Source organism: Pseudoalteromonas sp. Bsw20308, assembly GCF_000310105.2.
GTDB lineage: Bacteria > Pseudomonadota > Gammaproteobacteria > Enterobacterales > Alteromonadaceae > Pseudoalteromonas > Pseudoalteromonas fuliginea.
The window spans coordinates 2,439,503-2,464,667 of sequence record NZ_CP013138.1 but is presented as its reverse complement, the minus strand read 5'-3'; the positions used below and the strand labels follow the sequence as shown (position 1 = coordinate 2,464,667).

30 protein-coding genes are annotated in these 25,165 nt (G+C 42.5%); 25 read left to right on the top strand and 5 right to left on the bottom strand.

The genetic code is table 11. From position 1 onward, the window contains the following. Positions 1 to 6 precede the first annotated feature (6 nt). The 4 genes from D172_RS10610 to D172_RS10595 are packed head-to-tail and all read right to left on the bottom strand — an operon-like array spanning position 7 to position 3,576. Positions 7 to 405 carry a 3TM-type holin gene (locus tag D172_RS10610; RefSeq protein WP_007378153.1) on the bottom strand — a complete coding sequence of 133 codons (399 nt, stop codon included), beginning with the start codon at positions 403 to 405 and terminating at the stop codon, positions 7 to 9. Beyond that, positions 405 to 731, bottom strand: coding sequence for a phage holin family protein (locus D172_RS10605; protein WP_007378152.1), 327 nt, complete (start codon positions 729 to 731; stop codon positions 405 to 407). The genes D172_RS10610 and D172_RS10605 overlap by 1 nt, the downstream gene beginning before the upstream one ends. Beyond that, a complete protein-coding gene (locus D172_RS10600; RefSeq protein ID WP_007378151.1) occupies positions 728 to 1,795 on the bottom strand; it encodes a phage portal protein in 1,068 nt (355 codons plus the stop codon). The genes D172_RS10605 and D172_RS10600 overlap by 4 nt, the downstream gene beginning before the upstream one ends. Continuing rightward, the gene (locus tag D172_RS10595; RefSeq protein WP_007378150.1) at positions 1,795 to 3,576 is read right to left on the bottom strand and encodes a terminase large subunit domain-containing protein; all 1,782 of its coding nucleotides are present in this window, start codon (positions 3,574 to 3,576) and stop codon (positions 1,795 to 1,797) included. The genes D172_RS10600 and D172_RS10595 overlap by 1 nt, the downstream gene beginning before the upstream one ends. A 205-nt stretch (positions 3,577 to 3,781) precedes the next feature. Here D172_RS10595 and D172_RS10590 point away from each other — a divergent pair, with 205 nt between their 5' ends. The 22 genes from D172_RS10590 (at position 3,782) to D172_RS10490 (ending at position 20,701) form a co-directional block, all read left to right on the top strand. Then, positions 3,782 to 4,663, top strand: coding sequence for a GPO family capsid scaffolding protein (locus D172_RS10590; protein ID WP_007378149.1), 882 nt, complete (start codon positions 3,782 to 3,784; stop codon positions 4,661 to 4,663). Between the two features lie 43 nt (positions 4,664 to 4,706). After that, a complete protein-coding gene (locus D172_RS10585; protein ID WP_007378148.1) occupies positions 4,707 to 5,744 on the top strand; it encodes a phage major capsid protein, P2 family in 1,038 nt (345 codons plus the stop codon). Between the two features lie 84 nt (positions 5,745 to 5,828). Then, the gene (gene gpM, locus D172_RS10580; RefSeq protein ID WP_007378147.1) at positions 5,829 to 6,557 is read left to right on the top strand and encodes a phage terminase small subunit; all 729 of its coding nucleotides are present in this window, start codon (positions 5,829 to 5,831) and stop codon (positions 6,555 to 6,557) included. 111 nt (positions 6,558 to 6,668) lie between these two features. Further along, positions 6,669 to 7,106 (top strand): head completion/stabilization protein, encoded by a 438-nt coding sequence (locus D172_RS10575; protein WP_007378146.1) that lies wholly within the window; start codon positions 6,669 to 6,671, stop codon positions 7,104 to 7,106. Continuing rightward, positions 7,103 to 7,576, top strand: a complete 474-nt coding sequence (locus D172_RS10570; RefSeq protein ID WP_007378145.1) for a phage tail protein — start codon at positions 7,103 to 7,105, stop codon at positions 7,574 to 7,576. Before D172_RS10575 ends, D172_RS10570 begins: the two co-directional genes overlap by 4 nt. After that, entirely contained in the window at positions 7,569 to 8,201 is a 633-nt protein-coding gene (locus D172_RS10565) for a phage virion morphogenesis protein (RefSeq protein WP_007378144.1), read from the top strand. Before D172_RS10570 ends, D172_RS10565 begins: the two co-directional genes overlap by 8 nt. A 21-nt stretch (positions 8,202 to 8,222) precedes the next feature. Then, positions 8,223 to 9,323 carry a DUF2586 domain-containing protein gene (locus tag D172_RS10560; RefSeq protein ID WP_007378143.1) on the top strand — a complete coding sequence of 367 codons (1,101 nt, stop codon included), beginning with the start codon at positions 8,223 to 8,225 and terminating at the stop codon, positions 9,321 to 9,323. Between the two features lie 10 nt (positions 9,324 to 9,333). Further along, positions 9,334 to 9,783 carry a phage protein gene (locus tag D172_RS10555; protein WP_007378142.1) on the top strand — a complete coding sequence of 150 codons (450 nt, stop codon included), beginning with the start codon at positions 9,334 to 9,336 and terminating at the stop codon, positions 9,781 to 9,783. Then, entirely contained in the window at positions 9,783 to 10,415 is a 633-nt protein-coding gene (locus D172_RS10550) for a hypothetical protein (protein ID WP_007378141.1), read from the top strand. The genes D172_RS10555 and D172_RS10550 overlap by 1 nt, the downstream gene beginning before the upstream one ends. Then, on the top strand, positions 10,405 to 10,692 hold the full coding sequence (locus D172_RS10545) for a putative phage tail assembly chaperone (protein ID WP_007378140.1): 288 nt from the start codon (positions 10,405 to 10,407) through the stop codon (positions 10,690 to 10,692). Before D172_RS10550 ends, D172_RS10545 begins: the two co-directional genes overlap by 11 nt. Then, a complete protein-coding gene (locus D172_RS21930; protein WP_374700022.1) occupies positions 10,668 to 10,859 on the top strand; it encodes a DUF6890 family protein in 192 nt (63 codons plus the stop codon). Before D172_RS10545 ends, D172_RS21930 begins: the two co-directional genes overlap by 25 nt. Positions 10,860 to 10,862: 3 nt before the next feature. Further along, positions 10,863 to 13,535 (top strand): phage tail tape measure protein, encoded by a 2,673-nt coding sequence (locus tag D172_RS10540; RefSeq protein ID WP_007378138.1) that lies wholly within the window; start codon positions 10,863 to 10,865, stop codon positions 13,533 to 13,535. Then, positions 13,535 to 13,864 (top strand): DUF2590 family protein, encoded by a 330-nt coding sequence (locus tag D172_RS10535; protein ID WP_007378137.1) that lies wholly within the window; start codon positions 13,535 to 13,537, stop codon positions 13,862 to 13,864. Before D172_RS10540 ends, D172_RS10535 begins: the two co-directional genes overlap by 1 nt. Further along, positions 13,854 to 15,002, top strand: a complete 1,149-nt coding sequence (locus D172_RS10530) for a baseplate J/gp47 family protein (protein WP_007378136.1) — start codon at positions 13,854 to 13,856, stop codon at positions 15,000 to 15,002. The genes D172_RS10535 and D172_RS10530 overlap by 11 nt, the downstream gene beginning before the upstream one ends. Then, positions 14,995 to 15,798, top strand: a complete 804-nt coding sequence (locus D172_RS10525; protein ID WP_007378135.1) for a hypothetical protein — start codon at positions 14,995 to 14,997, stop codon at positions 15,796 to 15,798. Before D172_RS10530 ends, D172_RS10525 begins: the two co-directional genes overlap by 8 nt. After that, positions 15,795 to 16,370, top strand: coding sequence for a phage tail protein (locus tag D172_RS10520; RefSeq protein ID WP_007378134.1), 576 nt, complete (start codon positions 15,795 to 15,797; stop codon positions 16,368 to 16,370). The genes D172_RS10525 and D172_RS10520 overlap by 4 nt, the downstream gene beginning before the upstream one ends. After that, complete coding sequence (locus tag D172_RS10515) at positions 16,370 to 17,623, top strand: SUMF1/EgtB/PvdO family nonheme iron enzyme (RefSeq protein WP_007378133.1); 1,254 nt, start codon at positions 16,370 to 16,372, stop codon at positions 17,621 to 17,623. The genes D172_RS10520 and D172_RS10515 overlap by 1 nt, the downstream gene beginning before the upstream one ends. 68 nt (positions 17,624 to 17,691) lie before the next feature. Beyond that, positions 17,692 to 17,967 (top strand): hypothetical protein, encoded by a 276-nt coding sequence (locus D172_RS10510; protein ID WP_007378132.1) that lies wholly within the window; start codon positions 17,692 to 17,694, stop codon positions 17,965 to 17,967. Continuing rightward, complete coding sequence (locus D172_RS10505) at positions 17,960 to 18,589, top strand: hypothetical protein (RefSeq protein ID WP_007378131.1); 630 nt, start codon at positions 17,960 to 17,962, stop codon at positions 18,587 to 18,589. The genes D172_RS10510 and D172_RS10505 overlap by 8 nt, the downstream gene beginning before the upstream one ends. After that, entirely contained in the window at positions 18,586 to 19,071 is a 486-nt protein-coding gene (locus tag D172_RS10500; RefSeq protein WP_007378130.1) for a hypothetical protein, read from the top strand. The genes D172_RS10505 and D172_RS10500 overlap by 4 nt, the downstream gene beginning before the upstream one ends. Continuing rightward, positions 19,068 to 19,772, top strand: a complete 705-nt coding sequence (locus tag D172_RS10495) for a hypothetical protein (RefSeq protein ID WP_007378129.1) — start codon at positions 19,068 to 19,070, stop codon at positions 19,770 to 19,772. Before D172_RS10500 ends, D172_RS10495 begins: the two co-directional genes overlap by 4 nt. Beyond that, positions 19,745 to 20,701 carry a hypothetical protein gene (locus tag D172_RS10490; RefSeq protein WP_007378128.1) on the top strand — a complete coding sequence of 319 codons (957 nt, stop codon included), beginning with the start codon at positions 19,745 to 19,747 and terminating at the stop codon, positions 20,699 to 20,701. Before D172_RS10495 ends, D172_RS10490 begins: the two co-directional genes overlap by 28 nt. Here the strand turns inward: D172_RS10490 and D172_RS10485 are convergent. Then, positions 20,698 to 21,213, bottom strand: a complete 516-nt coding sequence (locus D172_RS10485) for a hypothetical protein (RefSeq protein WP_008135610.1) — start codon at positions 21,211 to 21,213, stop codon at positions 20,698 to 20,700. The two genes, D172_RS10490 and D172_RS10485, sit on opposite strands and share 4 nt — an antisense overlap. A 422-nt stretch (positions 21,214 to 21,635) precedes the next feature. Here D172_RS10485 and D172_RS10480 point away from each other — a divergent pair, with 422 nt between their 5' ends. From D172_RS10480 to D172_RS10470, 3 genes are all read left to right on the top strand, one after another. Next, a complete protein-coding gene (locus D172_RS10480; protein ID WP_007378126.1) occupies positions 21,636 to 23,480 on the top strand; it encodes a hypothetical protein in 1,845 nt (614 codons plus the stop codon). A 71-nt stretch (positions 23,481 to 23,551) separates the two neighbouring features. Next, complete coding sequence (locus D172_RS10475; protein WP_007378125.1) at positions 23,552 to 24,364, top strand: alpha/beta fold hydrolase; 813 nt, start codon at positions 23,552 to 23,554, stop codon at positions 24,362 to 24,364. A 347-nt stretch (positions 24,365 to 24,711) separates the two neighbouring features. Further along, positions 24,712 to 25,116, top strand: a complete 405-nt coding sequence (locus D172_RS10470) for a hypothetical protein (RefSeq protein ID WP_007378124.1) — start codon at positions 24,712 to 24,714, stop codon at positions 25,114 to 25,116. Positions 25,117 to 25,165 lie beyond the last annotated feature (49 nt).

The window sequence follows — 25,165 nt, the reverse complement described above, 5'->3', positions numbered from 1 at the left end:
CGCTAGTCACTTACTAGCGCCATTTAACTTTTCTACCGTTCTTAAACCTGCAAGCCCAAGCATGGCAAGAGTTAGTTCCATCATTGTATCAAGTGGTAGCTCAGGTTTACCAATATCAGGTATTAACCATACTAAAAGCGGGTTTATCACAAAGGCAAACAAAAAACCAAAACCACATACCCACATTAAAAACGGGCGTGCGCCTGCTACAAATGTGCTGCGGTGTTGGGCTTGCACCTTCATAATCTCGGATTGTGCTAAAGCAGGTTGCTGTGCCAAGCGTTGTTTTACAACATCAAGCGTTAATACCTCTTCGTCGCTGGTAAATAAATTATCAAGCACATTGCCTACTGCATTAATTGGCTCAGCCGCATTGCTTGTGAATAAACTCGTAACCCATCCCATTATTTAATCCCTCTGATAAATTTAATAAAGCTTTTAGGGTCTTTACTAAACGCTTTAATTAGCTTGTCGAACCCTTCTAAAATATGTGGGGCTGCGTAGGCAGTTACCCCAATCACGCCTGTTTTTAGGTTTTCATCAAACCCGCGCCACTCGCAAAACATGGCTGATAGGTAGGCTGCAAATATCGCAATCAGTACACTCATAAAGTAATGAAAAAACGTAAATTGCCGTTTGCTCAAATACATTTGGATTGCGGCTGCTAAAAAACTCAACATAAATAAACGCCCCCATTGTTTAATAAACTCTGTTACATCTATCCAGCTCATGCGGCTTCCTTAGGTGTTGGGTTTAAGTCTGAATACTCAGGCTCTTTAAATTCAATATGCTGCGAGGCAGGTAAGTAGTTATTAATACCTAATACATCTTGCTGCAGGGGCACAACTTCGTTGTTGTAATACGCGCGGGTAATTTTGTCTAAATCACCAAAGCCTGGGCTATCGCCAGATGATTGGCCGCTCAGTGCTTCTTGCGCACGGTGCATGCTGAGCATGTCGTTAAGCGTAATTTTTTTAATGCGCTCAAATTCGTCTTTTGTTGATATGTCGCCCACCGGTGTAATGTTTATCGCTTTTTCAGCATCGGCTTTATTACTGCGAAAATTAAAAAACAAACTTCTAAAGTTACCCACGCCTTTGCTGTCGCGTATTGCATCTTTAAGGGCGGTTTCATCTTCATCACTTAAATTAGGGTCGGCCATTGAGAATATAAAACCCATGTGCGCGCCGTTCTTGTAATAACGGCGACGAAATAGCGTGGCATCTTCATTAAGCAAAGCCGACTGAATACCGCCGTAATATTGCGGTATACCATAAATGCCTTGCCCGGGGTCGTATTCTTTTACGTGTATTATTTCGCCCGCATTAAAGTAAACAGGCTCATGACTGCGATTACTTAATTGTGCGTACACACCGCGTTTATCGGTATAACGCATAGTCAACGCAGGCAAATGGCGCAGTTTAATAACTTGCCCAAATGAATTTTTAATAACCTGCAAATAGGCGTTACCGCTCCACAGCAAATCAAATGCAAACTTACTAAGGGCTTGATGGCTTAAAAGCGGGTTAGGCTTATACCATTTTAAAATCATGTTGCGTTTAAAGTAGAGTATTGGCCCATGCTGGGCATTTACACGCAGCAGTTTAACCAAGCCTTGCAAATTAATGGGCGGGGCGTAAATGCCGTTACTGTCACTAAACACCCCAACGTAATCGGTTAGCCGGTTGTCTAAACACGGCTCCGGATCGCCAAAGCTAAACGTATCGGTTACCGCTGTGCGTTGGTTGTAGTTTGGCGCTTGGCCGTTACTTACTTGTAATCGTGGTTTACTCATTAAGCTGCAATTCCTACAGATGTTTGACGGCTATGTGCGTTACCGTCGAGTGGTTCAAATAACATAGCGTGCATAATTGCCCACGCAATATCGGCATGGCCTGTTGTGGCTGTGCGGTTTGTGGCATAGGTGATTTGGTCGCCCACCACTTTACGGCGAATATTAATGAACGAGCTGGCAATATTTACCGCGTCCTGGTCAAACTCAAAGCGGCGGTTTTGAATAACGTTAATGGCTTTAATAACCATGCGGTTTTTAATGATGGGGTTGTAATGAATCGGCTCAGCATTGGGGTAAAACTTAGTAATAAGCTCCCACACGCCATAACCAATGCCAGTAGTGTCTACGCCAATATGCACAACGTTGTATTTATCGGTGAGGTGTTTTATCTCGTTCGCCATTGCTTCAAAGTCGTTGCCGCTTAAATCAAGTGCTTCTAGCAGTAAAAACTTTTCGCCTGGCTTCATTGGTGCACTTAAAATGGCAACACTTGCTTTATCACCAAAGCGGGCAGGGTCAAAACCAATTACAACAGGGCGCAAGCCAAATGGGCGCTCGTAGGCTAAATCAAAGTCAGCCCATTTGGTTGAGTCGCCCACACAGTTCATAAGCTGTTTAAGATTAAATGCACTGTGTGCATCATCAATAAACTTACACATAAACAAGTTATTAAACTCATCTACGCTGTATTCGTTTTCAAGTACGCCAATATCAATACGGTCAAAACCACTGGTTACTACATCGTAAACCGTGAGCATTTGACGCCAAATACCGTCGTCACACAACTTGCCGTTTTTTAAGTTTTTATGGCTTATATCTATGGCAAATTCAGGATCGTTACACGCTTTTGTTTTACGGTACCATTTACCGTTCCAATGGTCGTAGGCTTCGTGGCTGGTAACCGATGGCGTACTAAAATAGGTTATTCGTAAATGTTTATGCGTTGCCATAGCCTGCGCCAAACCGCGTAACGACTTATATTTAGGTATCCAAAATACTTCATCAATATATAAATCGCCGGACTCAGATTGCGCAGTACGGGCATTAGTTGATTTAAAAATTAGTTTAACGGTTTTACCGCCGGCTAAATTAAGCACCATGGGTGAGCCACTTAATTCAACATTAAAATGCTCACGCACCAACGCCACAATATTGGCTTTAAATACTTCGGCTTGGTCGCGGCTCGCCGATATAAATATTTTATTGCGGCCATTTACCACAGCATCGTAAAACGCTTCGAATGCAAAATAGAAGGTTGCGCCAATTTGGCGGGGTTTTAATATAAAGCGGGTGCGGTGGTCTTGGTTATCAAACCAATGTTTTTGGTGAGGATAAAGTAATGTGTCTTTAAGCTCGTTGAGCATTTCAAGGGTAATGCCAGAGCAATCGTTTTTCTTTTTCTTCTTCGATTTTTTGTCATTGCCGTTATGACTGTTGCCGCTGTTATTGTTAGCGGGGTTGTCATTACTTGCGCGCTGTTTTGGGGCTGGGGCTAATTTACTTTTATTAAGTGCGCACAACTGGCGCGTGCAAAAGTCGAGCTCTTTATAGTCGGCATCGGTTTTATTGTCTTTATCGGCCAGTACATTAATGCGTTTGCTAAAGGCCATTTCGGCGTTATAGCTTGGGCACATGTCCTCCCACTTGCCAGCCTCCGACCAACGGCGAATGCTACGCGCACTGGGCATGTCGTCAAGCTCGGCTATTTCGTCCACCGTGTAGCCCTCAACAACATACAAATCTTGTGCTTTTTTGCGTATCTCTGGTCCGTAGTTCGCCATCTATTGCGCCGCTTTTATTAATCCATAGCGGCAGTGTATTCGTTATAAAACGCTTAATCTGTCAGTCAAAAACCTGTCCATTCCTAAAAGTTAAATATAGGAATTTCAAAAAGTTAAACCGTTGGAAAGGAATAAAAAGAGGGTGCAAACTGCAATCACTTTAAAGCAATACGCTTAATTTGCACATATTTAAAAAGGGTTGTTTATGCCAGGTCAACTACGTACTAAACCGTTATCGATTGCCGCTGTAGGTATGACCGTTGACGGCCGCGAAATATCAGAGCAAGACGTAGCCGACATAGTAGAAACATACAACCCGCGTAAATACGGTGCACGCATTAATGTTGATCACGAATTTAACTGGTCAGGTTGGGCCGCTAAAAATCTGCATAACGTAGATATTCCCGGCATGTTGGGCGATGTAGAAAGCGTACAAGCCTATGAAAACGAAGAGGGCGTTGTGTGCTTATACGCAGTGCTTGCGCCCAATCAAGGGTTTGTAGAGCTGAACAAAGCAGATCAAGCTGTTTATTTTAGTATCGAAATTAGCCGCGATTTTATGGGCACAGGCAAAACCTACCTAACCGGTTTAGCAGTGACGGACTACCCAGCCAGTTGCTATACCGACCGTATCCATTTCAGTAGTAAGAGTAAGCCAGATGACACGGACGTCTCTTTATTAAAAGTTGATTTAGGATCATGTGAGCCTATCGACGCCGCACCTAAAAAACCATTTTTTAAACGACTATTCGCAAAGGAAGAACCCGACATGAACGAAACACAATTAGCCACTGCATTAAAAGATGCGCTGGGCACACCGCTTAGTGAGTTTGCTAAAAAACTAGATGGGCTTGCCACAAAGCTTGATTCGTTTTCAACCACAAAAGTGGAAGGTGAAGAAACGCCGCCAGCTGATGATGAAAACACTGAATTAGCTCAAGTAAAAGAAGAGCTATTAAAAACAAAAACAGCATTGGACGAACTAAACGACAAGTTTACCAAAGCGTTGAAAACACCTGCGGGTGATACCACTGACGCCGAAGAAGAACCCGAAGGCGAAGAGGGTAAATACAGTAATTTGTACTAATTACACTCACCCTAACTTAACTTAGCTAAACGCAGGAAAGAATATGAAAACCAGAACTAGAGAATTATTTGTCGCCATTATGGCAGGCATGGCCGTTAATTACGGTGTTACATCAATGAGTGAACAGTTCAACGTTGAGCCTACAACTGAGCAGCATTTATATGATGCTGTTTATGAATCGGCTGAATTTTTACAGATGATCAACACCGTACCGGTAGACGACTTAGTTGGTCAATCGGTGATCATGAGTGTAGACGGTGGCGTTACAGGTCGTGCAGGCGTTGAAACCGACGACACCAAAGAGCGACAAACTCGCGACGTATCAAAGCTCGCTAAACGTGAATACCGTTGTTACCCCGTTGAATGCGACATTCATATTACATGGATAAAAATGGATCAGTGGTCTAAGTTCCCTGATTTTCATAATCGTTATCGCAATCACGTACGCCAGGCTATTGCGCTCGACATTATTAAAATTGGTTGGAATGGTACGCGCGTAGCTGATACCACAGATATTACAGCCTATCCAATGATGAACGATGTAAACATTGGCTGGCTACAACTAATTCGCCGCGATGCACCCGAGCGCGCAATTAGTGAAGGCGCAACCGCTGGCGAAATTCATATTGGTGCTGGCGGCGATTACGAAAACTTAGACCAAGCGGTGCACGATGCATTGCAAGGTATTCCAGAGCACAAACGTGCAAACATGGTGGCTATTATTGGCGACGAGCTTTTAGCACAAGACAAAAATAAGCTGTACGCCAAGCAAGCACATACCCCAAGTGAAAAAACCAAGATTGAGCTGCAACAGGTGATTGATACCTATGGCGGTTTAATGACATACAAAATCCCTTTTTTCCCTGCTCGTGGCATTTTAGTCACCAGCTTTGACAACTTAAGTCACTACGTACAAACAGGATCAACGCGTACCAGTGTAGAAAACAACGCTAAGAAAAAACGCGTTGAAGACTACCTATCACGAAACGATTGCTACTACGTAGAAGACCTTGAAAAAGTCATGTATTTCGAATCAACCAGTATCAAGTTACCAAATTCAGACGGTAGTGCCTGGGTTTAAATATTCGGTAAATTCCCATTTGGCCGGCTTGTTTAATCCAATTTTCGAGCCGGTCTTTTTAACCACATTAAAGAGTGTTTTTAAATGAGCTTAGTCAAAAAATCATTAGCCAAAGCAGCAGGCAGCGTACCAGCAAGCACTGACAAAAAAGCGCCAACGGTCGCGGCAACAGCCACGAGTACCCATGCGCCAACCACTATCACTAAGCAAACCGAGTACCAGCTTTATGCAGCAGCCATCGAATCTGACTTAGCTCAATTAAAAACATTTACTGATATAGCAGATAAAGCAACTTACAAGTCTGAAGCGTTAGAACGCCAAGACTATTTAGGGTATATCAATCAATATCGACTAAGCGGCCAGTGCCACCCGAACACGGTTTTAGCATGGGTGTTTATTTGGTTGGTTGACTTAAAACGCTGGGATGCAGCGCTAGAACTCCTGCCGTTTATGATTGAGCAAAAGCAACCACTGCCAACGGTATTTAATACCAAACATTGGCCTGCATTCGTTATCGACCAACTCTACGATGACGCTAATTACTACCTAACAGAATCAAAGCAGCAAGGCTTATTTGAGATTAGCTATGTACTGCGTGGCTTAATCAATACCGTAAAAAACCAAGACTGGAACGGCCTTGAAGTGGTGGGCGGTAAATTGTACGCCATTGCTGCCAAGGTTGATGCAGCCCAGCACAACTATGGTAATGCTCTGTTATTTGCAGAGCACGCCCAAGCCATTAACGACAAAGCAGGAGTTAAAGGTTTAGTCGATAAGTTAACAAAGCAATTAAAAGCAACGGTTAACGTGTAACAGCTCCAACGCCAGCGGGCAACTTAGCACAGTGCGAGTATTAATTATGTCGCCAGTGTGACTAAGTGGCGCCCGCACCTAATTTAATGTGTGTGTTTTTACAGGTGCAATATGAATTTAAGCGGTATGCCACAAGCAGATTTACAAAGCATTAATGTTGATGTGCCAGGCAATGGCTATTACCCGACATTAAGCACGGCTTATTTTATAGAGCACTACGCCGTTGCCCAAGAATACGCCAGTAAAAGTGAGCTGCTTGTTGAAAAGCTAAAGCGTGCACAGACCGAGGTAAACCAAGAACTAGTAAGCGCTGTGCTTACTAACGGCACACCATTAAACGCACAACAAATAATTTTTTATAACGATGCAGTGTATAGCAAAGCCAAAGCTAATTTATTGGTATCCAAGCTTGGCAGTACACACCGTGAAAACGCAACAGCACAGTCGCAATCAGCCATTGATAACTTTGAACACTGGCAACGCGAAAGCATAAACGCTATGCGCTTACTGCAAGCACTAAGCCCTAATTTATCGGTAGAGCTGTTATGAGCCAAAGCAAAATTGAAAAGCTTAAACAGCATTTAGTGAGTGTTGAGTACCAAGGCCATAAGTTGGCGCTTAATACCCAGTTTGATAGCTGGATAGAAGGCGGGCGCATAGAGCCAAGTAGTAAAACAATGAATGGTAACGGGTTATTAGCAGCGCGGTTTTATTACTCAGGTGTGATCAGCATTAATCCATGCTTTGCGCCGGCTGCGTTAATTTGTGCCTTTGCATCGTTTTGGTTGCAAAACAACGGCGGGCGTTATGACAGCACCGACATTGAATTTAGCGCCGATGTAAACGACGACAACAGCAATGAAGTAGAGCTGACTATTAACCAGCTGTGTGAAGACATAGAACTAATACAAACAGACAACGGCCCCTTTGAATTAAACGGTAACCGTTACGACTTTGGCGAGCAAAGCCTATGGGTTGCTGAATCATTTTTACTGCAAGGCACTGTAAGCCGTGCTTAACGTTAAATTTGACGAAGGGCGCAGCAAAGAACAATTAGCGTTTTTACAGCTCAAGCCTAATAAGCGGCGCAATATATTACGTCGTGTTATTCGAACAACGAATAAAAGCAGTAAAGAGCGGATCACCAAGCAAACGGATTTAGCAGGCAAAACATGGCAAGGCAGAGCAAGTGGTAAAAAAAAGAAAATGCTCACCAAGCTTAAAAAGTTTATGAAGGTTCGCCACAGTGCAAACGACGCCAGTGTTTATTTTTCAGGGGGCAACAGCGGAAAAATAGCCCGTGCCCACCAAGAGGGCATAAGCCTAGATGCAGGCAAGCCAAAAGGTAAAGCGGCTCAAAATAAAGAAAGGCCAGCCACGCGAAATTTAGCCAGGGCATTAATAGCCGAGGGTTACAAAATACCGCGTCGTAAAGGCAAGGGCAGTAAACGCCCAAGTATTAAATGGATAACAGAGAATTTAAGCATTAACCAAGCAGGGTTTTTACTTCGCGATTTAAAGGGCAGCTCAAGTAAGAGTACATGGCAAATTGACTTGCCGGCCCGCTCATTTTTAGGGCAAACGCAGGGCGAAGAAAAGCAGCAAATGAATTTTATTTTAAACCAGGCTATGCACGTTGCGTAGCGCAAAGTAAAAGGAACGATCATGGCACAAGGTAAAGTAACCGTTGCCGCCATACAAACAGGCAGTGGCGCTACGAAACAGATTGAACGCAGTGTGTTGTTTATCGGTCAAGCGAGTGAGAACAACGGCAAAATTTTATCTATTAATGCACAAAGTGATTTTGATGTTGAGTTCGGCGTCGCCGACTCCCCACTAAAAAAACAAGTAAAAGCATGGCAACGCAACGGTGATGACTTAGTGAGTGGTTATGCCATCCCGCATGGTGCAGGCGATAACGTAATGGCCCTTATTGATAAAGCAATGGATCAGGATGTTAGCCCTGAAATTATTGTTATTTGTACGCCAGTTACAGGCAAAGCCGACATTGAAAGCTACCAAGCCAAAGCGCTTGAAATTTTATCGAGCCTTGCTCGTCGTGTTCGCTTTTTACTTGCAGCACCTGGCTTAACGGCTGAGCAAAGTTGGCCTGATTTAGTGACTTCATTGCAACCGTTAACCGATGGCGTAGTAGGCGATCGTGTGGCTGTTATCCCGCTTTTATTCGGTGACGAACTAGGCGCAGTAACAGGGCGTTTATGTAAAAGCGCAGTCACTATTGCTGATAGCCCAATGCGTGTGCTTACGGGTGCAATGTCATTGATGCCACACCCAGAAGATGCCGCCGGCAACCCCTTAACCAACTCAACCACGGCGGCACTTGATGCGCTGCGTTTTAGTTGTACACAGTTTTATGCTGATTTTGATGGTACGTATTTTGGCGATGTAAACATGCTCGACGCTGAAGGCGGTGATTTTCAAAAAATTGAAATTGGCCGCATTGTTGATATGGCTGCACGTGCTGTGCGAATTATTGGAATTCAAAACGTTAAAAATCGTCGCTTAAACAACAGCAGCACCGGGATTGAATTTGGTAAACGCATTATGGGTAAACCGCTGCGCGATATGGCACGCTCTATCAATATTGGTGCCGATAAGTTCCCTGGTTTAATTCGCGCACCAAAAGACGACAGTATCAACCTAACGTTTATGAATGCGATCACCTTACAAGTCGTACTTAAAGTTAAACCAATCGATTCACCCAACACCATCATTGTTGGGATCATGTTAGATAACGCAGAGTAGGAGCGCAAACATGCAAAAAGTACTAGGCGGTAAAGACTTCGATATCTTCATTGGTGATTCGATGGTTCATGTTATGGAAGCGACTTGCAAAATTACGGATGGGCGCACCGTTAAAAAAGTGCGCGGTATCCCAAAGGGCTTTATTGATGGCGATGTTGAAGGCGAAGTAACACTAAAGCTTGATCATGAAAATTGGTTAATCGTGCAAGCGCAAGCTGAAAAAGCAGGCAGTTGGAAAGGTATTGAACCGTTTGATATTGCGTTTAATGCAGAAGTAGCTGCAGGTAAAAAGAACGTTGAAGCATTTGGTTGCCTGCCGCAGCTGGACGAAATTTTAAACATTAAAGCCGATGGTGGCGAAGAAGACACCACATCAATCAAGTGTCCGATTACTAGCCCTGATTTTGTCAAAATTAACGGTGTGCCATACCTAACTGACGATGAAGTGAGAGATTTGTAATGACTAAAGCCATTCGCACACTAACTGCCACAACATTACTAAGCACCCTGCAAGCATGTGGGCATAAAGTATTTGAGGGTGAATTAAACCTAAACATTATAGGCATTCGCCATGCAAACACCCGCGCCAACACGTTTAACGATGCAATTTGTGTGTTGTATCAGCAAAACAGCGAATGGCAGTTAAAGCAGTATAAAGCCACAACAGATGCCGGTATTTACTGGCGTAAAAACCCAATAAACATAGACGGCACAGCGGTGCTAGTTGCAGGGCAGCATAAAAGCTTGTGGACGTTGGGTTATCACCAGGGCAAGTATCGCGCCCTTGTACAGCATAAACCGGTTGTTGTTCTACGTGACAACAACCATGACACCGAGTTAGACACGGACGTCACACCCCAAGCAGAGCTACAACAAGGTTATTTTGGTATTAATTGCCACCGTGCAAACAGCAAAACCACATCAACCCAAGTTGATAAGTGGTCAGCCGGTTGTCAGGTGTTTGCAAACCCCAATGACTTTAATGAATTTATTGCTTTGTGCGAGCAATCAGCAGCCAAGTACGGCCCTTATTTTACCTACACACTGCTAGAACAAGCAGATTTAAAAGAGAGTATTGATCATGGCGTTTGAGAAAAAAATCACATTAGAAACCCCCGTTGGCGAAATCACATTTAATGTAAATGGCGCCGACTACAACAAATACATTAACTCGACTCAGCCGAATAACAAGGTGCAGCCGGCAACTAACTTTTTATTAAACACAGTGGTTGAAGCCGATGCTAAAAAGCTCAAAGAGCTGGTACAGCAACCGGGTGCCGCGTTGTTTTTAGTGGGTGCCATTGTTGAAGAATACCAACCCGAGTTTAATTTTACGGTAAAAAAATCGAAAGCCGAGCCAAGCAAATAGGCAAAAGCAGGCTCGATCAGTTACTGGCATACCACGCTAAGTATTTTGGCAACCAACCAGTAACTGATGAGAGCTTGGCACAGGCGCTTTACCTTGAAACATCACAGCAAGAAAACTTTGTAACAGCCGTAAATAACGGCATTTGCACAGCATTAGGCGGCGAGTAATTAATGGCAACACTCAGCAAATTAGACAAGCTTACTTATTCAATCGGCATCATTGACAAAGTCACTGGCCCGGTTAATAAAGTCATGGCTAAAATTAATCAGCTGAGCCAGCAAACCGCCGCCGCACAAGATCAAATGATGCGCGGCGCAGCCACAGCCGTAGCAGGTGGTTATGCGCTTGCTCGTTCGCTTGCGCCAGCAATAGATCAGGCCGCCGCATTAGGTGAAGTGAAATCGCTTGGCGTAGTTGACGAATCATTACAAAAATTAAACAAAACTTCATTAGAGTTTACCGCTAACTTTGGCGGCAACGCATCCGACTTTGTTCGCAGTGCCTACGACATTCAATCAGCAATGTCAGGAATTACAGGCGACGAACTATCAAAAGTTACCGAAATATCAAACACCTTAGCCAAAGCCACTAAAGCTGATGCCGCAACAGTGACCGACTACATGGGAACGATGTACGGCGTATTTAAATCAACAGCCGACAAAATGGGCAAAGTAAAGTGGGCGGAAGATATAGCAGGCATTACAGCTAAGGCAGTAACTGATTATAAAACTGACGGTAAAGAAATGGCTTCCGCGTTCAGTGCTTTGGGAGCCTCATCGTCTGCGCCACTGGCAGAACAAATCGCAGTAATGGGGCGTTTGCAATCGACTATGAGTGGTAGTGAATCAGCAACAAAATATAAAGCATTTGAAGCTGGAGCAGGTAAAGCTCAAAAAGCACTCGATTTAGATTTTACAGATAGCTCGGGCAAGCTATTACCGATGGTAGATATACTTCAAAAAATAAATGAAAAAACAAAAGGATTAACTAAGCAAGCGGACATTGATGCAATAGCAACCGCGTTCGGATCAGCTGAAGCATCATCATTAATTAAACTATTAATAACTGATATTGATGGGCTAAACAATCAGGTTCAAGACTTAGGCAGCGTAAGCGGTATGGCAAACGTTGCAAAAATGGCAGACGATATGAGAACGCCATGGAACAAATTAAGTGGATCATTTAATGCTGCATCCATAGCACTAGGCCAGCGTTTGTTACCTGTGGTTGAGCCGTTCGTTGAAATGCTCGCCGCCGGCTTTGCTTATATCGTTTCGTTAACTGAGCGCTTTCCGATTTTATCCAGTGTGATTGCAACACTTGTAGTGGGCATTGTGGCGCTTATCTCTATTTATGGCGTGGTCATGTTCATGATGGGCCTTTACAAAATGGCGCTGATAACAAGTGGTGCGCTCACAATGGGTTTAACAGTGATAACTAAATTATGGCAAGGCGCACTCATTGCGTTGCGTGTATTGGGTTTTTTATCACTCATTGCAACGATGGGCGCGGCGGCCATTGCCATGGGTACATTTAAAGCAGTTATGCTCGCAGGCCAAGCGGCTACATGGTTGTTTAATGCAGCGCTTTGGGCAAACCCAATTACGTGGGTAGTAGCGGGTGTTATTGCGCTCATCGCTGCGGTTGGTGCGCTTATCTATTACTGGGATGACTTAGTGGCTGCGTTTCAAAATACCGCATGGGGAAAAGTATTAATGGCGGTGTTTGATAGTGTGAAAGCGGCCTTTAATGGGGTGATTGATAGCGTAAAATGGGTGCTCGAAAAGCTCGGCCTGCTTGACGATACCGAGGCAAAAATAAAAACAGAAGCGACCTCAACACACGAAAACATTAACCGTGCTCAGCCTAGAAATTTAGTCATGCAAAATGCAGATCAAGCGTTCAGCCGCGACTACGGCCAAGCTGTGATCAACAAAGCCGCCCAAGTACCAGGCAATAAAGCCAGCACTAACTATGGTGCGGTGAATGATGTTACGTATTTGAATCGAACGCAGTTAAACAAAGGTCAAACTAAAAATGCTATTAACTTAACATTGCAAAGCAGTAATGCCATTGAGCAAACAAATAGCGCGTTGGCACAAACGAACACATTAAATAACCGCTATGTAAGTTCAACTGTGGCGAATGGATTAACCAATATCGCGCCTGTAAATACTGCTATTAATAACGATGTTTCAGTAAACGATGCTGCTTTTTTTGCAAGCGCAACAACGCATAGTGTAGCTCACCCAGCATTACAAAATAGTATTGCTACAAACCAAGCAAATAAGGTTTTGGAACAAACCAGCGCAGTAACCATGGCTGCAAACTATGCTGCTTATTCAACAACGGGCAACATCAATAACAGCGCTACTAACTCAGTATTACAAAGCAGCCCAGCTACACATAACGATGTTGGCCACAATGCACAATCAACACAGTTCGTAACACAATCAGCGATAGAAAATGGCAATACACGCACAGCTAATCATTTTACTAACGCGGCCAATTCACCTGTTTATAGTCAAAAATATGAACAACTCGCCCGCTTTAATCAAGGTGCAGCGCCATTACAACGATTGCCAATGGTCAAAACAGATCAGGCAATTACTAACACAGCGAACGCGTACAGCGTTGAGCAATTAAATACTGAGCAACAACACACGAATAGCTATAAAGCCAAAGTACAAAAATCAACGTTTTTACAAAGCCTAACGAGCAGCACCAGCCAGAGCAGTTCAAGCGAGAGCGATAACAGCAAGCGTGTGCACATAGACAACTTAACGATTAAATCTGACGACTTAGCGCAAAGCTTTGAACAAATGATGGAGCTAGCAAGCTGATGAACTTTGATATTGCACTGCACATAGATTTAGCCGTTGAGGATAATGATTTTGTACTTAATGACTCGCTGACACCCAGTACATTAAGTAAATCGAATGTGGTGGCGCAAGATATAAAGCATCGAATTTTAGAAAGTGGTTTACTCATAAAGCTGATTGGTCTGCGCAATAAAAACGGCATAGCGCCCATTTTAACCGAGCTCGAATTACTAACCGAGCAAGACAATCGGATTAAGCCTGGCACTATAAAAGTGTACCGAAATGACGACGGCACATTAAGTATCACCGCGCAAACGCGCCAATACGGGAGCCTACAAAGTGGACTTTAAAACCCTAATGCAAAATGCAGGTTTGCCAATGGATGAGCAAACAGCGCAAGCGCAGTGGCAAGCACAGTTAAAAGAGCAAAACATACAAGTTGCCAACAATTCACCCTTTGGCCCATTTTGGCGAACCGTTGAAGCGTTGCTAACAAAGCCAGTCGTGCAGCTGTTTAATTGGCTAGCAACGCAGCTAATGCCTGACTTATTCATTATGACAGCAAGCCGAGTTGCACTGATTGAACGCCATGGCCCTGCACGTAATGTGTTTATTCAAGCGGGCGTAAAAGCACAGGGATTATTAACGTTTACACGCGAAAGCGACGAGGGCGAAAGTTCCATTGTGGCAGGAACCGCAGTGGTAACCGATGTGCTAGGCGATAAAGTGTATAAGCTTATACTTTTACAGGATGTGTATTTTGAACAAGGGCAACGCACTGCGTATGCATTGGCTGAAGCCTATGAAACCGGTGCAGCTTATAACTTACCCGCAGAGGCTTACCGATACTTTACTGAGCAACAAGAAGGGATCACCGTAACCAACAACGATGATTGGTTAATTAAGCCAGGCTCTGATGATGAAGACACTGAGCATTATCGCCTACGCATTCGTAACGTATTTGGTACTGCTTCCCGCTGGCATATCAATGCTGTTTACAAACAAATTATTGCTAGCTTTGCTGTACCAATAGATAACATTGAAATACTAACCAATGCACCACGTGGACCAGGCACGGCTAATGCGTATATTTACTTAGATGTTGGCCCTGTACCAACAGCACTATTGAGTGCTATTAACCAACATATTCGTACCGCAGGCCACCATGGTTTAGGGGATGACTTTATGGTTTACGCTATGGCAACCAACGGGTTTGATATCACCGCAACCTATAAGTTACATGACAACAGCCACGCTATTCAAGACGACTTAACCACGTTTATACAAGCCGCATTTCGTCAAAATGCAGCGTATGCACCCACACGCGTAACGCATCAAACTGTGTTCAGTATTAGCCAACTAATAACACAGTGTCATGAACAATTTAGTGAACTGCAATCAATCAAGTTTGATATTGACGACATAACCGCCGCCAACTGGTTACCGGTACTTACATCATTAACCGTTAACGAGGTGGCAAATGTCTAACGAAATCGCCACCTGGTTAAACAAAGGCTACGCCGAAAAACTGGTAAAAGCGGCAACCGGTTACTGGGAGCAATCACGTAACTACGTTATGTGGGCTGTTAACCAAAAAGATGAATCTAAAAACGAAGAGCCAGTTCTAGGCTTTTTAGCGTGGGAGCGGTTAACCAATCGCTTAGATGATGAGCCAATCGAGCTATACCGCAAGCGCGTGCAGCACGCATTGGTTAATACCATTGACGCCGGAGAAATTGCATCCGTTAAAAGTATTTTTGAGCGCCTAGGATTAGAGGTGCTTAATGTACGCGAAAGGCTCGACGGCCGAGACTGGGACATTATCGCTATTGATCTGACTGACTCAACACTCGCAGGCAATACCGATTTACTCCCAGAGCTAATACAGCTCTATGGCCGAACATGCCGTCGCTACGAATTAACCGTGCATAACAAAGCTGATGTATCACTGAGCTTAGGATTAACGCATGTACAGTGGGATAGCTGTCACATTGATCACCCACTGCATTTAGCGGCACAAAATAAAGCGCAGCAACAATACAGTTACGGTTTTACTGATTTGCAAAATGAAAGTTACGAAGCGCCACTGTATGCAGTTACGCACGATGTAAAACACGTATCGCCATTCGAGCAGCTGTATCAATTTTTAGGGTGTGACAACCTTGTAAGTAATACACATCACCAAGCAATCACCACCGATGTACAGCATGTTATTGCCGCACATCATCACTATGGATTTTTAAGTAAAGAGGGCGGTGTAAGTATCGCCAAGGAGCCACTATGACCCAAGCGATCACCGGTATTATGACCAACGCCGGCAAAAGTTACATCACAACCCGCGCGCTGCAAAACTCAGGGCTCGATGTTAAAGAATTAGTGTTAGCAAACATTCCTAATTTAAATGAAAGCGCAGAGCGTAACCCCAATGAAAGCATGCCTAGCACATTGCAAATAGTGTATCGGCGCAATATTGATACGTCAGGCTATGTTGATTCAAATACCGTGGCATGGGCCGTCATACTTGAGCAAGATATCGGCGACTTTGACTACAACTGGATTGGGTTAGTAACACAAGACGGTACATTGCTAGCCATTGATTACTTGCCATTACAGCGCAAGCGCCAGGGCGTAAACAATGTACACAACCGCTCGTTTGTATTGAAGTTTGCAGCTGCTGCAGCATTAGCGCGGATCACCATTCCCGCACAATCGTGGATGTTCGATTATAGCCCACAAATTGATGCGCTAAACGCATTGTCAACTACAACAGCAACCGCACAGGTAAACAACATGTACCGCACATTACGTAATTTTTTCTTGATGTCAGATTTTACCGTATTTACTAAGGAACTATGATGAGCATTGAACAAATAAATGAAATTGTAAGCGCGGCCGACCGCGTAGTCACGGCGATAGAAAGCAAAGCTGCAGAAATCGATAATAAAACCGCGCAACTAGCCAGCGATTACAGCAGCAAGAAAACCGCCCTTGAACAACAAATTGCAGAAAGTTCGGCAGAGCTAGCAATCGTTGCATCAGCTGGCTACCGCAAAGCAATCGAAGACGCATCAGGTGGCCGTAACACTGTAGTGATTGACGAGCAAGGTAACCCAAATGTCATGGTGCGCATCCCGCGTTTTAATTACGAAGACATTAACCAAGCAATTCTTGATCGCCTTGGCGTTGACTTAATGCTAGGCACTGGTACACCAACTATGTTCCAACGTAATGGCGAGCAAATGGGCGAAGTGTTAATTGCAAAATACCTAGCATCATCCGGCGCTAATGGCGGTTGCTCCGTAATTGGCGGTGTACAACCACGTACATCAGTTAATTACGATGTAGCAAAAGCGTTGTGTAACAACAAGGGCGCAGGCTGGCACATGATGAGCATTCACGAATGGGCTGCAATCGCACTATGGTCACTAGCTAACGACACAGTACCACGCGGCAACACTAATTATGGTCAAAGTCATGAGAATAAGCTAGAAACAGCACATCGAAAAGATGGTGGTATACCAGGTGATACCAGTGGTGCTTCAATAACTGACGCGGGTGGTGGGCCAAATACATGGGCACATGATCATACAAAGTGGGGAATACAGGATTTAGTAGGTAACGTATGGGAATGGCTAGATCAAATGATGTTCAGTGAGGGGCAGTTTATTTCTACTTTAGATAATAACCCCGATGTTGTAGAGGAAAACTGGATTAAACATTTAGCATTCTTAGACTCACCAGTTGAAAGTAGTGAAGGTACAGGAAGTGCAGGGTCACCAATCCTGAGCAACACAGTTATAAATCGCAATGGTCCAATAGGAAATATTGAGTATAACAATCCATATCTCAGTAATGGACATTTTGCTGCAATTGAAAAGTCGGCAAACTATAACAAAATAGAACTATTACGTAGATTACTTATCGAGTCAGAGTCAGTTGAAACAGTTAAAGGGTATTTATATGCTCGAAATTATGGCACTAGATTTCCTAGACGTGGTGGACATTGGATATCTAATGTAGGTAGTGGTTTAGGTGCACTAGATCTTCGGGACGCACGAAAAACATCAAATAGCGGTATTGGTTTTCGGCCCGCTTTGTTTACGCAATAAAATAGTTCGTATTGAATTATGAGTCCGAGCTATCGCCCAGGCTAACTAAATATTTAAAAGGTAAAACTATGTTTACATACATTTACAAAGGCGCAAGCCATAGCAATACAAACGGTGAGTACATGCAAAACTTAGGCATGGAGCAAGAACAAATCGACTCAGTATTAAATCAGCAGCAATTTGAATTAAGCCAAAACGTAGAAAAGCGCCAAGCTGCATACAAAGCAGAGTCAGACCCGTTATTTATGGAGTCACAATTTGATAGTACAGCTGAGTCACATCAAAAGTGGCAGGATAAAGTAGCTGAAATCAAAGCCCGTTACCCATTGCCTGAAAATGCATAACCTAGCGCTTTCTTATCACCAAACAGCCGCCCCTTGCTCAATGCAAGCGGGCGCGCAGTTACTTGCATCGGCAATAAAAGACGGCTCACGCACAGATAAGCCAGCACAATATAGCGCGCTGCTCTTATCTGTTAGCGCAAATGACCCTGCCGCACTGGCTAGCAAGCTCAGCATGATAAACGAATATTGCCCAATACCTGAGTTTATTAGCTGTGCTCAATACGGCCAAAGTCAAAGTGCACTAGAGCAAACTCAGCTCGTAACCTATGACGGCCAAAGTATCGAATGGCAAATAAACACCCTGCAAAGGCTATTACCAATACGTGATCAACAAATAGCTGACGAACTCGCGACAGTAAATGACAGCGGTAAACAATTAATCACCACCATTGACGACGCATTAACCCAAACCGCAGAGCTAAAAACAGCCCGCGACGAGCGACTAAATCAGGCGCAATTTACTGCCCAAAATAGCGGGGTCGATATTCAATTAATAACAGCCGGTACAGCAAAGCAGCTAGCCGACTCAGTTGCTAACAAAGGCAATGAGCATAACTATTGGGCGATGTGTTTGTTTGTTGGCGAACCAAGCGAGCTTAATCATATTAAAGAGGTGTTATGAGCATATCGTTAGATGGCTGGAATATCCCCGGGTATGAAACGCGGGTCAATGCTGGTATTAAATTAGCCGGCGGCGATATGTCAGGCATGGGAAGTTTTGCGCTCATTAGCGATCAAGGTGTTAAGCCTGGCATATTAACTGTGAGCACTAAAATACCGCTTAATGAAGAGGGGACTTTAGCATTACTTATTAGCAAAGCGAAAGCACTTGATGAAAACGGCGCCCGTATTATTTACACAATTAATAATGCATTAGCAGGGGCCTATAAAATACGTAAAGCCAAATTTGATGGCGAGGTAAAGGCAGTAGAACTTGAAGAAAAGCGCGCATGGCAAATCAGCTTTAAACTTATTGAAGTACAATCCGTATCAGAGCGTGAGCAACAACAGCTTGATGGTACAGCAAACCAAAATGCACAGTCGCAAGCGGTCACTTCAAATAACGATGTACAAAGTAAATTTGCAGCAGTGGAGGGGCCATGAGTACCCGCCTATCCGATACGCTAACCATTGGAGGTAAACCAGTAACGAGCATCGTTACTAAAAGCGTACAACTTGATATAGCCAGCACTGGTCGTGCAAAGTTTGAAATAGTGACAGAGCAAGTGCCAAGCGGATTAGTCGAGCTGCATTTAGGCTACACGCTAGATAATATGGTCCCGTACTTTCTCGGCGTTATCGAATCAAAACACCAGGCAAACGGCCGTTGGTATTTAACTTGTCGCGAATTACTCGGCGCATTAAGTTTCACTGCCCCCCTTGCAGTTCGCCATGCAACAATCAAAGCGGTGCTTGATGAATTGGCAAAGCTAGGTGTTGAATTTGTGACACCTGAAAACGCCGGCTATTTAAATAAAACGATACCCGCGTTTTACCATAGCGGCACAGGTATTGAAGCGCTAAAGCAAATAGGCAAAGCATGGGGCATTAGTGATTTTATATTTCAACAACGCCCCGATGGCAAAATATTTGTAGGCAGTTGGCACGACTCCCGCTGGCCACTCGCAGCAATAAACGACTTTCCAGAGCACACAATAACAGCCAAAAGCTCAACCACCGGCGAGCTAATAGCCATTCCAAAATTAAGACCAGGCATACAAATAAACGGCCGGAACATAACCGAAACAACCCTAATCAACGACAGGATGCACATACGATGGTCAAACAAGCCATTAAACGCCTAATACAGCGCTACTTCCCAGAACTAAGCGAACGTAAACACCTGCCGCAACTTGCACGTATCGAAAAAATATACGACCTACCAAGTGACGCCGCAGCAATCAGCACCGCGTTTAGGCCACTAAAAGCGGCCGACGTACAGCTATTAAACCCGCTCACAAATGAGCCATTAGCCGTGCCCGTATTTCAGCAAGTAACACTCGGCACAGGGCAAGCATCCGATCACGGTTTGTTGAACGAACCGATGCCAGGCATGCAATGTTTAATACAGTACATCGATGGCCTAAACAGCCATCCCGTCATCACCAGCTTATTACCATGGCAAAGCTTAGTGCCCGAGCACAAACGCACCGATGTTACGCTACAGCAAAACAGCCGCAGCAAAATACAAGGCCGCGACGGCAACTGGCACACCACAACCGACGGCGACATAACCCAAACCAGCGACACGAGCAAAACAGCAGCACGCAAAAGCGAACAAAACTATCACCAACGCACCTGCAGCATAGACAGCCACGACATTGCAAAAATAGATGGTAATCAAATCAACGAAGTCATGGGCGCATTAAAAACCGTGGTCGGCGAAAAAGCCTTAATAATTGCACTTGAAGGGTTATTGCTAGGCAGTAAAAAGCAGGTAGATATTGAAGCCACCGAAAACATGAACCTAACCACACTAAAAACCCTCCACGCTAAAGCCACAGAACTAGCAAAGGTCGAAGGAAAAACAGTTTGGTTGGGTGACAGCTCAGTAAACGTGGCTCAAGTTCTTCTTGATTTAATAAGCCTAGTAAAAGACATAAATCAAAGTTTAGAAACCCACGGCCATAAAGATCAGGGAGCAGGGCCTCCAATAACAAAGGGCGAATTTACAGGCCACAAATCAACAGCAAGTGATTTGAAAAGTATATTAAAGCCAATTGTGGCTAATTAATTTTTGGTGCTGAATTTAAATTTTTCTTTAACTGTTTCATCATAGAGTGATGTGTATCCAAACTCTAGAGTCAATTTGGATGTTATTTCGCTCTCAATCTCGTTTTTACTTTGTTGGCTTGTTCTGTCATCAAACTGTAATTCCAATATAATTATTGTTTCGCCTTTAGCTATATAACTATTTTGTTTTTGTGTAGAGGTAATTGGTGGTTTTTTGTATGCACAATACGTCTGAAATTTTTCATTAATTATTTTTTCGAAGTCTTCGTATTCGATGAGTTCATCATCATAAAAAAACTTAAATTCATCTACTTTTGCTGGACCTAAACCTTTATTGGTTATTGAAAATGTAAAGGCTTCTACATGTAGGTTAAGGTTACTGCATATTGCAGGTCTTACAGATAGCTCATTGTGCCGTTTATTTGACTTTGATTGCTGCCAAGTAAAGTAGATCGCAAATATCGCTATAAGTGTTGAAATTAAGGGTAAGGCGAACTTTAGAATTAGATCCATAATCGTGCAATCTCATATTAGAGCGGAGAATAAGAGTTGTGTATATATATGTGTATAAAATATTTATTTTATTTATTTTATTTATTTTAAATCAGATACTTGATGTCATTATCTCATAGTCGTGCCAATAGATTGTTGCTTGATTTTGCTCTTGATATGCCATGCTGAAAACCCTGAGTAGTTAACTTTAAAACGCCTAAATACGCGCCAAGTTACTAAAATAATGAATTATTTAGATTATGGCATATGGGCGAAGGAGTTTATAGGTTTGGGTGATAAATGAGGTGTTAGTTAGATATTTTGAATTTTGAGGGCTAGAGCTTACCTATACTTAATTAAGTAATTCAAAAGTGGGCTTTATTGCTGCAAATAAAATTAACTGTTACATTTGTAACTATATTATATGAAAGGACTCTGTAAAAATGAAACTCAATCAAGTTTTATCAATTGTTAACCAAGTCGAAAAATCTAAATTTATTTCATGTCTCGACCGCCTTTGTTCTGATGCTGCTAAGAATAATAAAAAACTAGCTAAAACAATAGACAATATTGACGGTCAAATTAAAAATGCGTCTGGTAGCGAAATTACCCAATTATTCCATACCGTCAGAGATTTTTTTAAATGCTCTGTAAAAGATCAAATATTAATGAGTACAGCACAACTCAACTTGCTAGTTAATATTTTGAGCCGTGACGGGAATGGAGTTGCTCGAATTAGCTGGATTGAATCGCTTTATGAGAAAGAGTGGGCTGAGTTATCAAGGCTCTCAAAAGAGCTTAAAGATTATATCCAACAAAATTCAGCTGAAAGCATTTTAGAAAGAAATCGCGCCTTGAAAATTTATCATGCGTGCATGAAAGAAGCATACTTTAATGATGAAAAGAATAATCGCGATGCTAAAGTAACTGACGATGAGCGCAGCATTCTGAATGTGCTTGCAGATGAGTTGAATTTAACAACAGATGAATGCGCTGCTGTAGAGCATTTAGTCGATGTTATTCCTAAAAATGGAGTGCTGGATGCTTTAAATAGCCTGAGGGATATGGGGTTATTGTTTATAAGTAAGAAACGCCAAGAAGTGTTCATTCCAGATGAAATAGTAACTTTACTTAATGAAATTCAAGGGAAAGATTTAGCCGATAAATATATATTAAGAATCCTCAGAACTCTTACTGACGCTGAGCTTTCAAATGCACTTAAAGCGCATGGTCGTAAAATAAGAGGCGTAAGCCGAACTGATAAGATTCAAACAATTATTCATTCAGGACTTAGCGCAGCTAGATTACTATCAGATGATATCCACAGTCTTGAAGATAATCAAAATCAACGTAAAGAGCGCTTAAAACAGTTAATTCAAGACTTAGAAATTGACACTGAAAAACTTGGCACTACTTTAGATGAGCGTATTAGTTTAATACTATCATCGCTATCAGGTGCAACAGAAAAGGAGTTTGATTCCCTCAGCGCTAGTGGATTTAAGCAGCTTCTAAAAACATTAGAAGAACATTTTCCAACAATGCAAGTAGTGCTTAAAGAAGCATTTGAGCTTGAAGCTAATGAAATAATAGATACTGAAAAATTACGTGCCTTGAGTATCACACCTCATGATATTTTATATTTACTTTCAAATGATGAAGTAAGAGAAGTTCGAGATAGTATGGGGCTATCTAAACGTGGTAATGCGCGTTTTGCTATTTTAGAAAGCTTTGCTAATGCGACCGATAAACTAATTGAAAATTACGACGCATTAGCGCGTCGTGATATCAATACTCTTAGGGAAGTTGGTGCAGATGTAACAGAAGCTGATATTGGTGTTAAGTTTGAAGAAGTCACAAAAGCAATTTTTGAACTACTAGAGCTAAATATCGACGAAGACCTTCGTAAAGATTTAAATACTGCTAAAGATAAAGCAGATATCGTAATTTCACTAAGTGATAACGACATAATTATAGGTGAAGCAAAAACCTGTAAAAATGGAGATTTCGCCAAATATTCAACAACTTCGCGGCAAGTAAAAGCCTATGTAACTCGCGCAGAAAACCAGGGTAAACGAGTTGCACAAGTGTTGATAATCGCGCCCAGCTTTTCAGATGATTTCATTGAGTCCGCCGAAATGGATACTGAAGTAAATATCTCATTGTTAGAAGCGCATGGTCTTAAGCTAATACTTGATGCTTACAAATCTAAACGTAACCCAAGTTTCGCTCCTAAGTTACTTACTAAAGGTGGTTTGCTGAAAGCAGAGTTAATAGCCAAGAATATTTAAGGCAGATACTAAAGGCATGTACTAACTTAAAAAATCAGTTAATTTAATAAAAGAAAGATCTACCTAATACAATGAAATTAAAGTTAAAAATAACATTACTCTACTCACTTTTCATATCTACTAGCGCTTTGGCTGAACTGGCTAAAGTTCAAGTAAATGGCTTTGACGTTGAATACGAGCTAGCCGGTAAAGGTAAACATACTATTTTACTTGAAGCGGGCGGTTCTGCTGGTTTAAGTGATTGGGAACCGGTTTTTGAATCACTGATTCAACACGCTAGAGTTATACGGTATTCTCGTATTGGTAATGGCGGCTCTGCACAAATAAAGAAAAACTATAGCTCAGAAGAATATGCAGCTGAGGCTTTGTTACTTCTTCAAGTACTAAAAATAAAAGAGCCTGTTGTGTATGTTGCGCATTCTTATGGTGCTTATATTGCGCGTGTATTTGCTGCAACATACCCTAATCAGATTAAAGCGTTGATGTTAATTGAGCCTGCATCAGAGCACGATGTAGATATTATGCGCGCGATTGACTTGCCTCGTGCTGAAAAAGAAATTGCTGCAATAAAGCTCGGCGATATGAAAAATGGAATGTCGAATCAGTATTTAGATTTTTGGTCAAAACGTCCACTGCCTGATTATCCACAAATTGCTGACATACCCGTGACAGTAATTGCCTCAGTTAAAAAGTACAAAAAGCCATCTGTATTATTTTTTACCGACAAAGCGCGTGAAATGTGGGGCGACTTATACTCAAAGTGGGCTAATGCATTTCCTCGAGGTGAGATAGTAATAACAAATAAGAGCTATCACTATCCACAAAATGATGAGCCAGAAATGGTTGTAGCCCAAGTAGTTAAGTTGCTTGAACGTACTAAATAGGTGTTGGTTTGGTTGCTGATTGTATAAATACCAATTGCCGTAAATTAGTAGTTTGGCATTAGACTAAAGTCTATAGGTTAGATTTATTCACTTATTAGGTTTGTTTTAATCGTTTGTCGGTTTTGTGTTAATTCTCTAAAGTTCAGTTGTCGGCAACAAGCACGGCTAACTAATACCAATTTTATTAAAACATGATCATTTTAGCGAATTAAATAACTCACTAACTGCGTTAAAAATTACTTATATAGAACGACTATATTTCATAATTTTTGCCTTGTTATTAAGCTATTTTCTTGACGCTAAAAAAGCTCACTAATTTAAACAATTGGCATAACAGGACTACGACCATGAAAATACTTATCAAAACTATCGCTCTTAGCTCACTACTTACATGTTCAGCTGCTGCAGTAGCTGATGCAAGTGATTACAAATTAATGGTTATTGAAACTGCAACAGCGCCACAGCCACTTGAGCAATCATTTAACAGCTGTGCACTGAATGTTAAGTCAAAAAATTATGCAGAAGCTGAAACAATTTGTACACAAGCAATCGCGCTTTTAAAAGACGCAGATGGCCCTAAATTTAAAGTACGCCAACTTACATCGTTTGCATTAAGCAATCGTGGTATTGCACGTTTAAAAGCGAACAACGACACTGCTGGCCTTGCTGATTTATACGAAGCAAACCAAATGTCTACAAGTACAATGGTATCGCACAACTTAACTCGCGCTAAAGAAGAGCTTTCTTTATAAAATTTATTAATAAAGTGCCTATTAAAGCATGATATAAAATAGCGACAGT

Excerpts from the sequence above, each read along its gene's own strand:
- D172_RS10610 (WP_007378153.1), bottom strand. The coding sequence starts at position 405 with ATGGGATGGGTTACGAGTTTATTCACAAGCAATGCGGCTGAGCCAATT.
- D172_RS10605 (WP_007378152.1), bottom strand. The coding sequence starts at position 731 with ATGAGCTGGATAGATGTAACAGAGTTTATTAAACAATGGGGGCGTTTA.
- D172_RS10600 (WP_007378151.1), bottom strand. The coding sequence starts at position 1,795 with ATGAGTAAACCACGATTACAAGTAAGTAACGGCCAAGCGCCAAACTAC.
- D172_RS10595 (WP_007378150.1), bottom strand. The coding sequence starts at position 3,576 with ATGGCGAACTACGGACCAGAGATACGCAAAAAAGCACAAGATTTGTAT.
- D172_RS10590 (WP_007378149.1), top strand. The coding sequence starts at position 3,782 with ATGCCAGGTCAACTACGTACTAAACCGTTATCGATTGCCGCTGTAGGT.
- D172_RS10585 (WP_007378148.1), top strand. The coding sequence starts at position 4,707 with ATGAAAACCAGAACTAGAGAATTATTTGTCGCCATTATGGCAGGCATG.
- gpM (WP_007378147.1), top strand. The coding sequence starts at position 5,829 with ATGAGCTTAGTCAAAAAATCATTAGCCAAAGCAGCAGGCAGCGTACCA.
- D172_RS10575 (WP_007378146.1), top strand. The coding sequence starts at position 6,669 with ATGAATTTAAGCGGTATGCCACAAGCAGATTTACAAAGCATTAATGTT.
- D172_RS10570 (WP_007378145.1), top strand. The coding sequence starts at position 7,103 with ATGAGCCAAAGCAAAATTGAAAAGCTTAAACAGCATTTAGTGAGTGTT.
- D172_RS10560 (WP_007378143.1), top strand. The coding sequence starts at position 8,223 with ATGGCACAAGGTAAAGTAACCGTTGCCGCCATACAAACAGGCAGTGGC.
- D172_RS10555 (WP_007378142.1), top strand. The coding sequence starts at position 9,334 with ATGCAAAAAGTACTAGGCGGTAAAGACTTCGATATCTTCATTGGTGAT.
- D172_RS10550 (WP_007378141.1), top strand. The coding sequence starts at position 9,783 with ATGACTAAAGCCATTCGCACACTAACTGCCACAACATTACTAAGCACC.
- D172_RS10545 (WP_007378140.1), top strand. The coding sequence starts at position 10,405 with ATGGCGTTTGAGAAAAAAATCACATTAGAAACCCCCGTTGGCGAAATC.
- D172_RS10540 (WP_007378138.1), top strand. The coding sequence starts at position 10,863 with ATGGCAACACTCAGCAAATTAGACAAGCTTACTTATTCAATCGGCATC.
- D172_RS10535 (WP_007378137.1), top strand. The coding sequence starts at position 13,535 with ATGAACTTTGATATTGCACTGCACATAGATTTAGCCGTTGAGGATAAT.
- D172_RS10525 (WP_007378135.1), top strand. The coding sequence starts at position 14,995 with ATGTCTAACGAAATCGCCACCTGGTTAAACAAAGGCTACGCCGAAAAA.
- D172_RS10520 (WP_007378134.1), top strand. The coding sequence starts at position 15,795 with ATGACCCAAGCGATCACCGGTATTATGACCAACGCCGGCAAAAGTTAC.
- D172_RS10515 (WP_007378133.1), top strand. The coding sequence starts at position 16,370 with ATGAGCATTGAACAAATAAATGAAATTGTAAGCGCGGCCGACCGCGTA.
- D172_RS10510 (WP_007378132.1), top strand. The coding sequence starts at position 17,692 with ATGTTTACATACATTTACAAAGGCGCAAGCCATAGCAATACAAACGGT.
- D172_RS10505 (WP_007378131.1), top strand. The coding sequence starts at position 17,960 with ATGCATAACCTAGCGCTTTCTTATCACCAAACAGCCGCCCCTTGCTCA.
- D172_RS10500 (WP_007378130.1), top strand. The coding sequence starts at position 18,586 with ATGAGCATATCGTTAGATGGCTGGAATATCCCCGGGTATGAAACGCGG.
- D172_RS10495 (WP_007378129.1), top strand. The coding sequence starts at position 19,068 with ATGAGTACCCGCCTATCCGATACGCTAACCATTGGAGGTAAACCAGTA.
- D172_RS10490 (WP_007378128.1), top strand. The coding sequence starts at position 19,745 with ATGGTCAAACAAGCCATTAAACGCCTAATACAGCGCTACTTCCCAGAA.
- D172_RS10485 (WP_008135610.1), bottom strand. The coding sequence starts at position 21,213 with ATGGATCTAATTCTAAAGTTCGCCTTACCCTTAATTTCAACACTTATA.
- D172_RS10480 (WP_007378126.1), top strand. The coding sequence starts at position 21,636 with ATGAAACTCAATCAAGTTTTATCAATTGTTAACCAAGTCGAAAAATCT.
- D172_RS10475 (WP_007378125.1), top strand. The coding sequence starts at position 23,552 with ATGAAATTAAAGTTAAAAATAACATTACTCTACTCACTTTTCATATCT.
- D172_RS10470 (WP_007378124.1), top strand. The coding sequence starts at position 24,712 with ATGAAAATACTTATCAAAACTATCGCTCTTAGCTCACTACTTACATGT.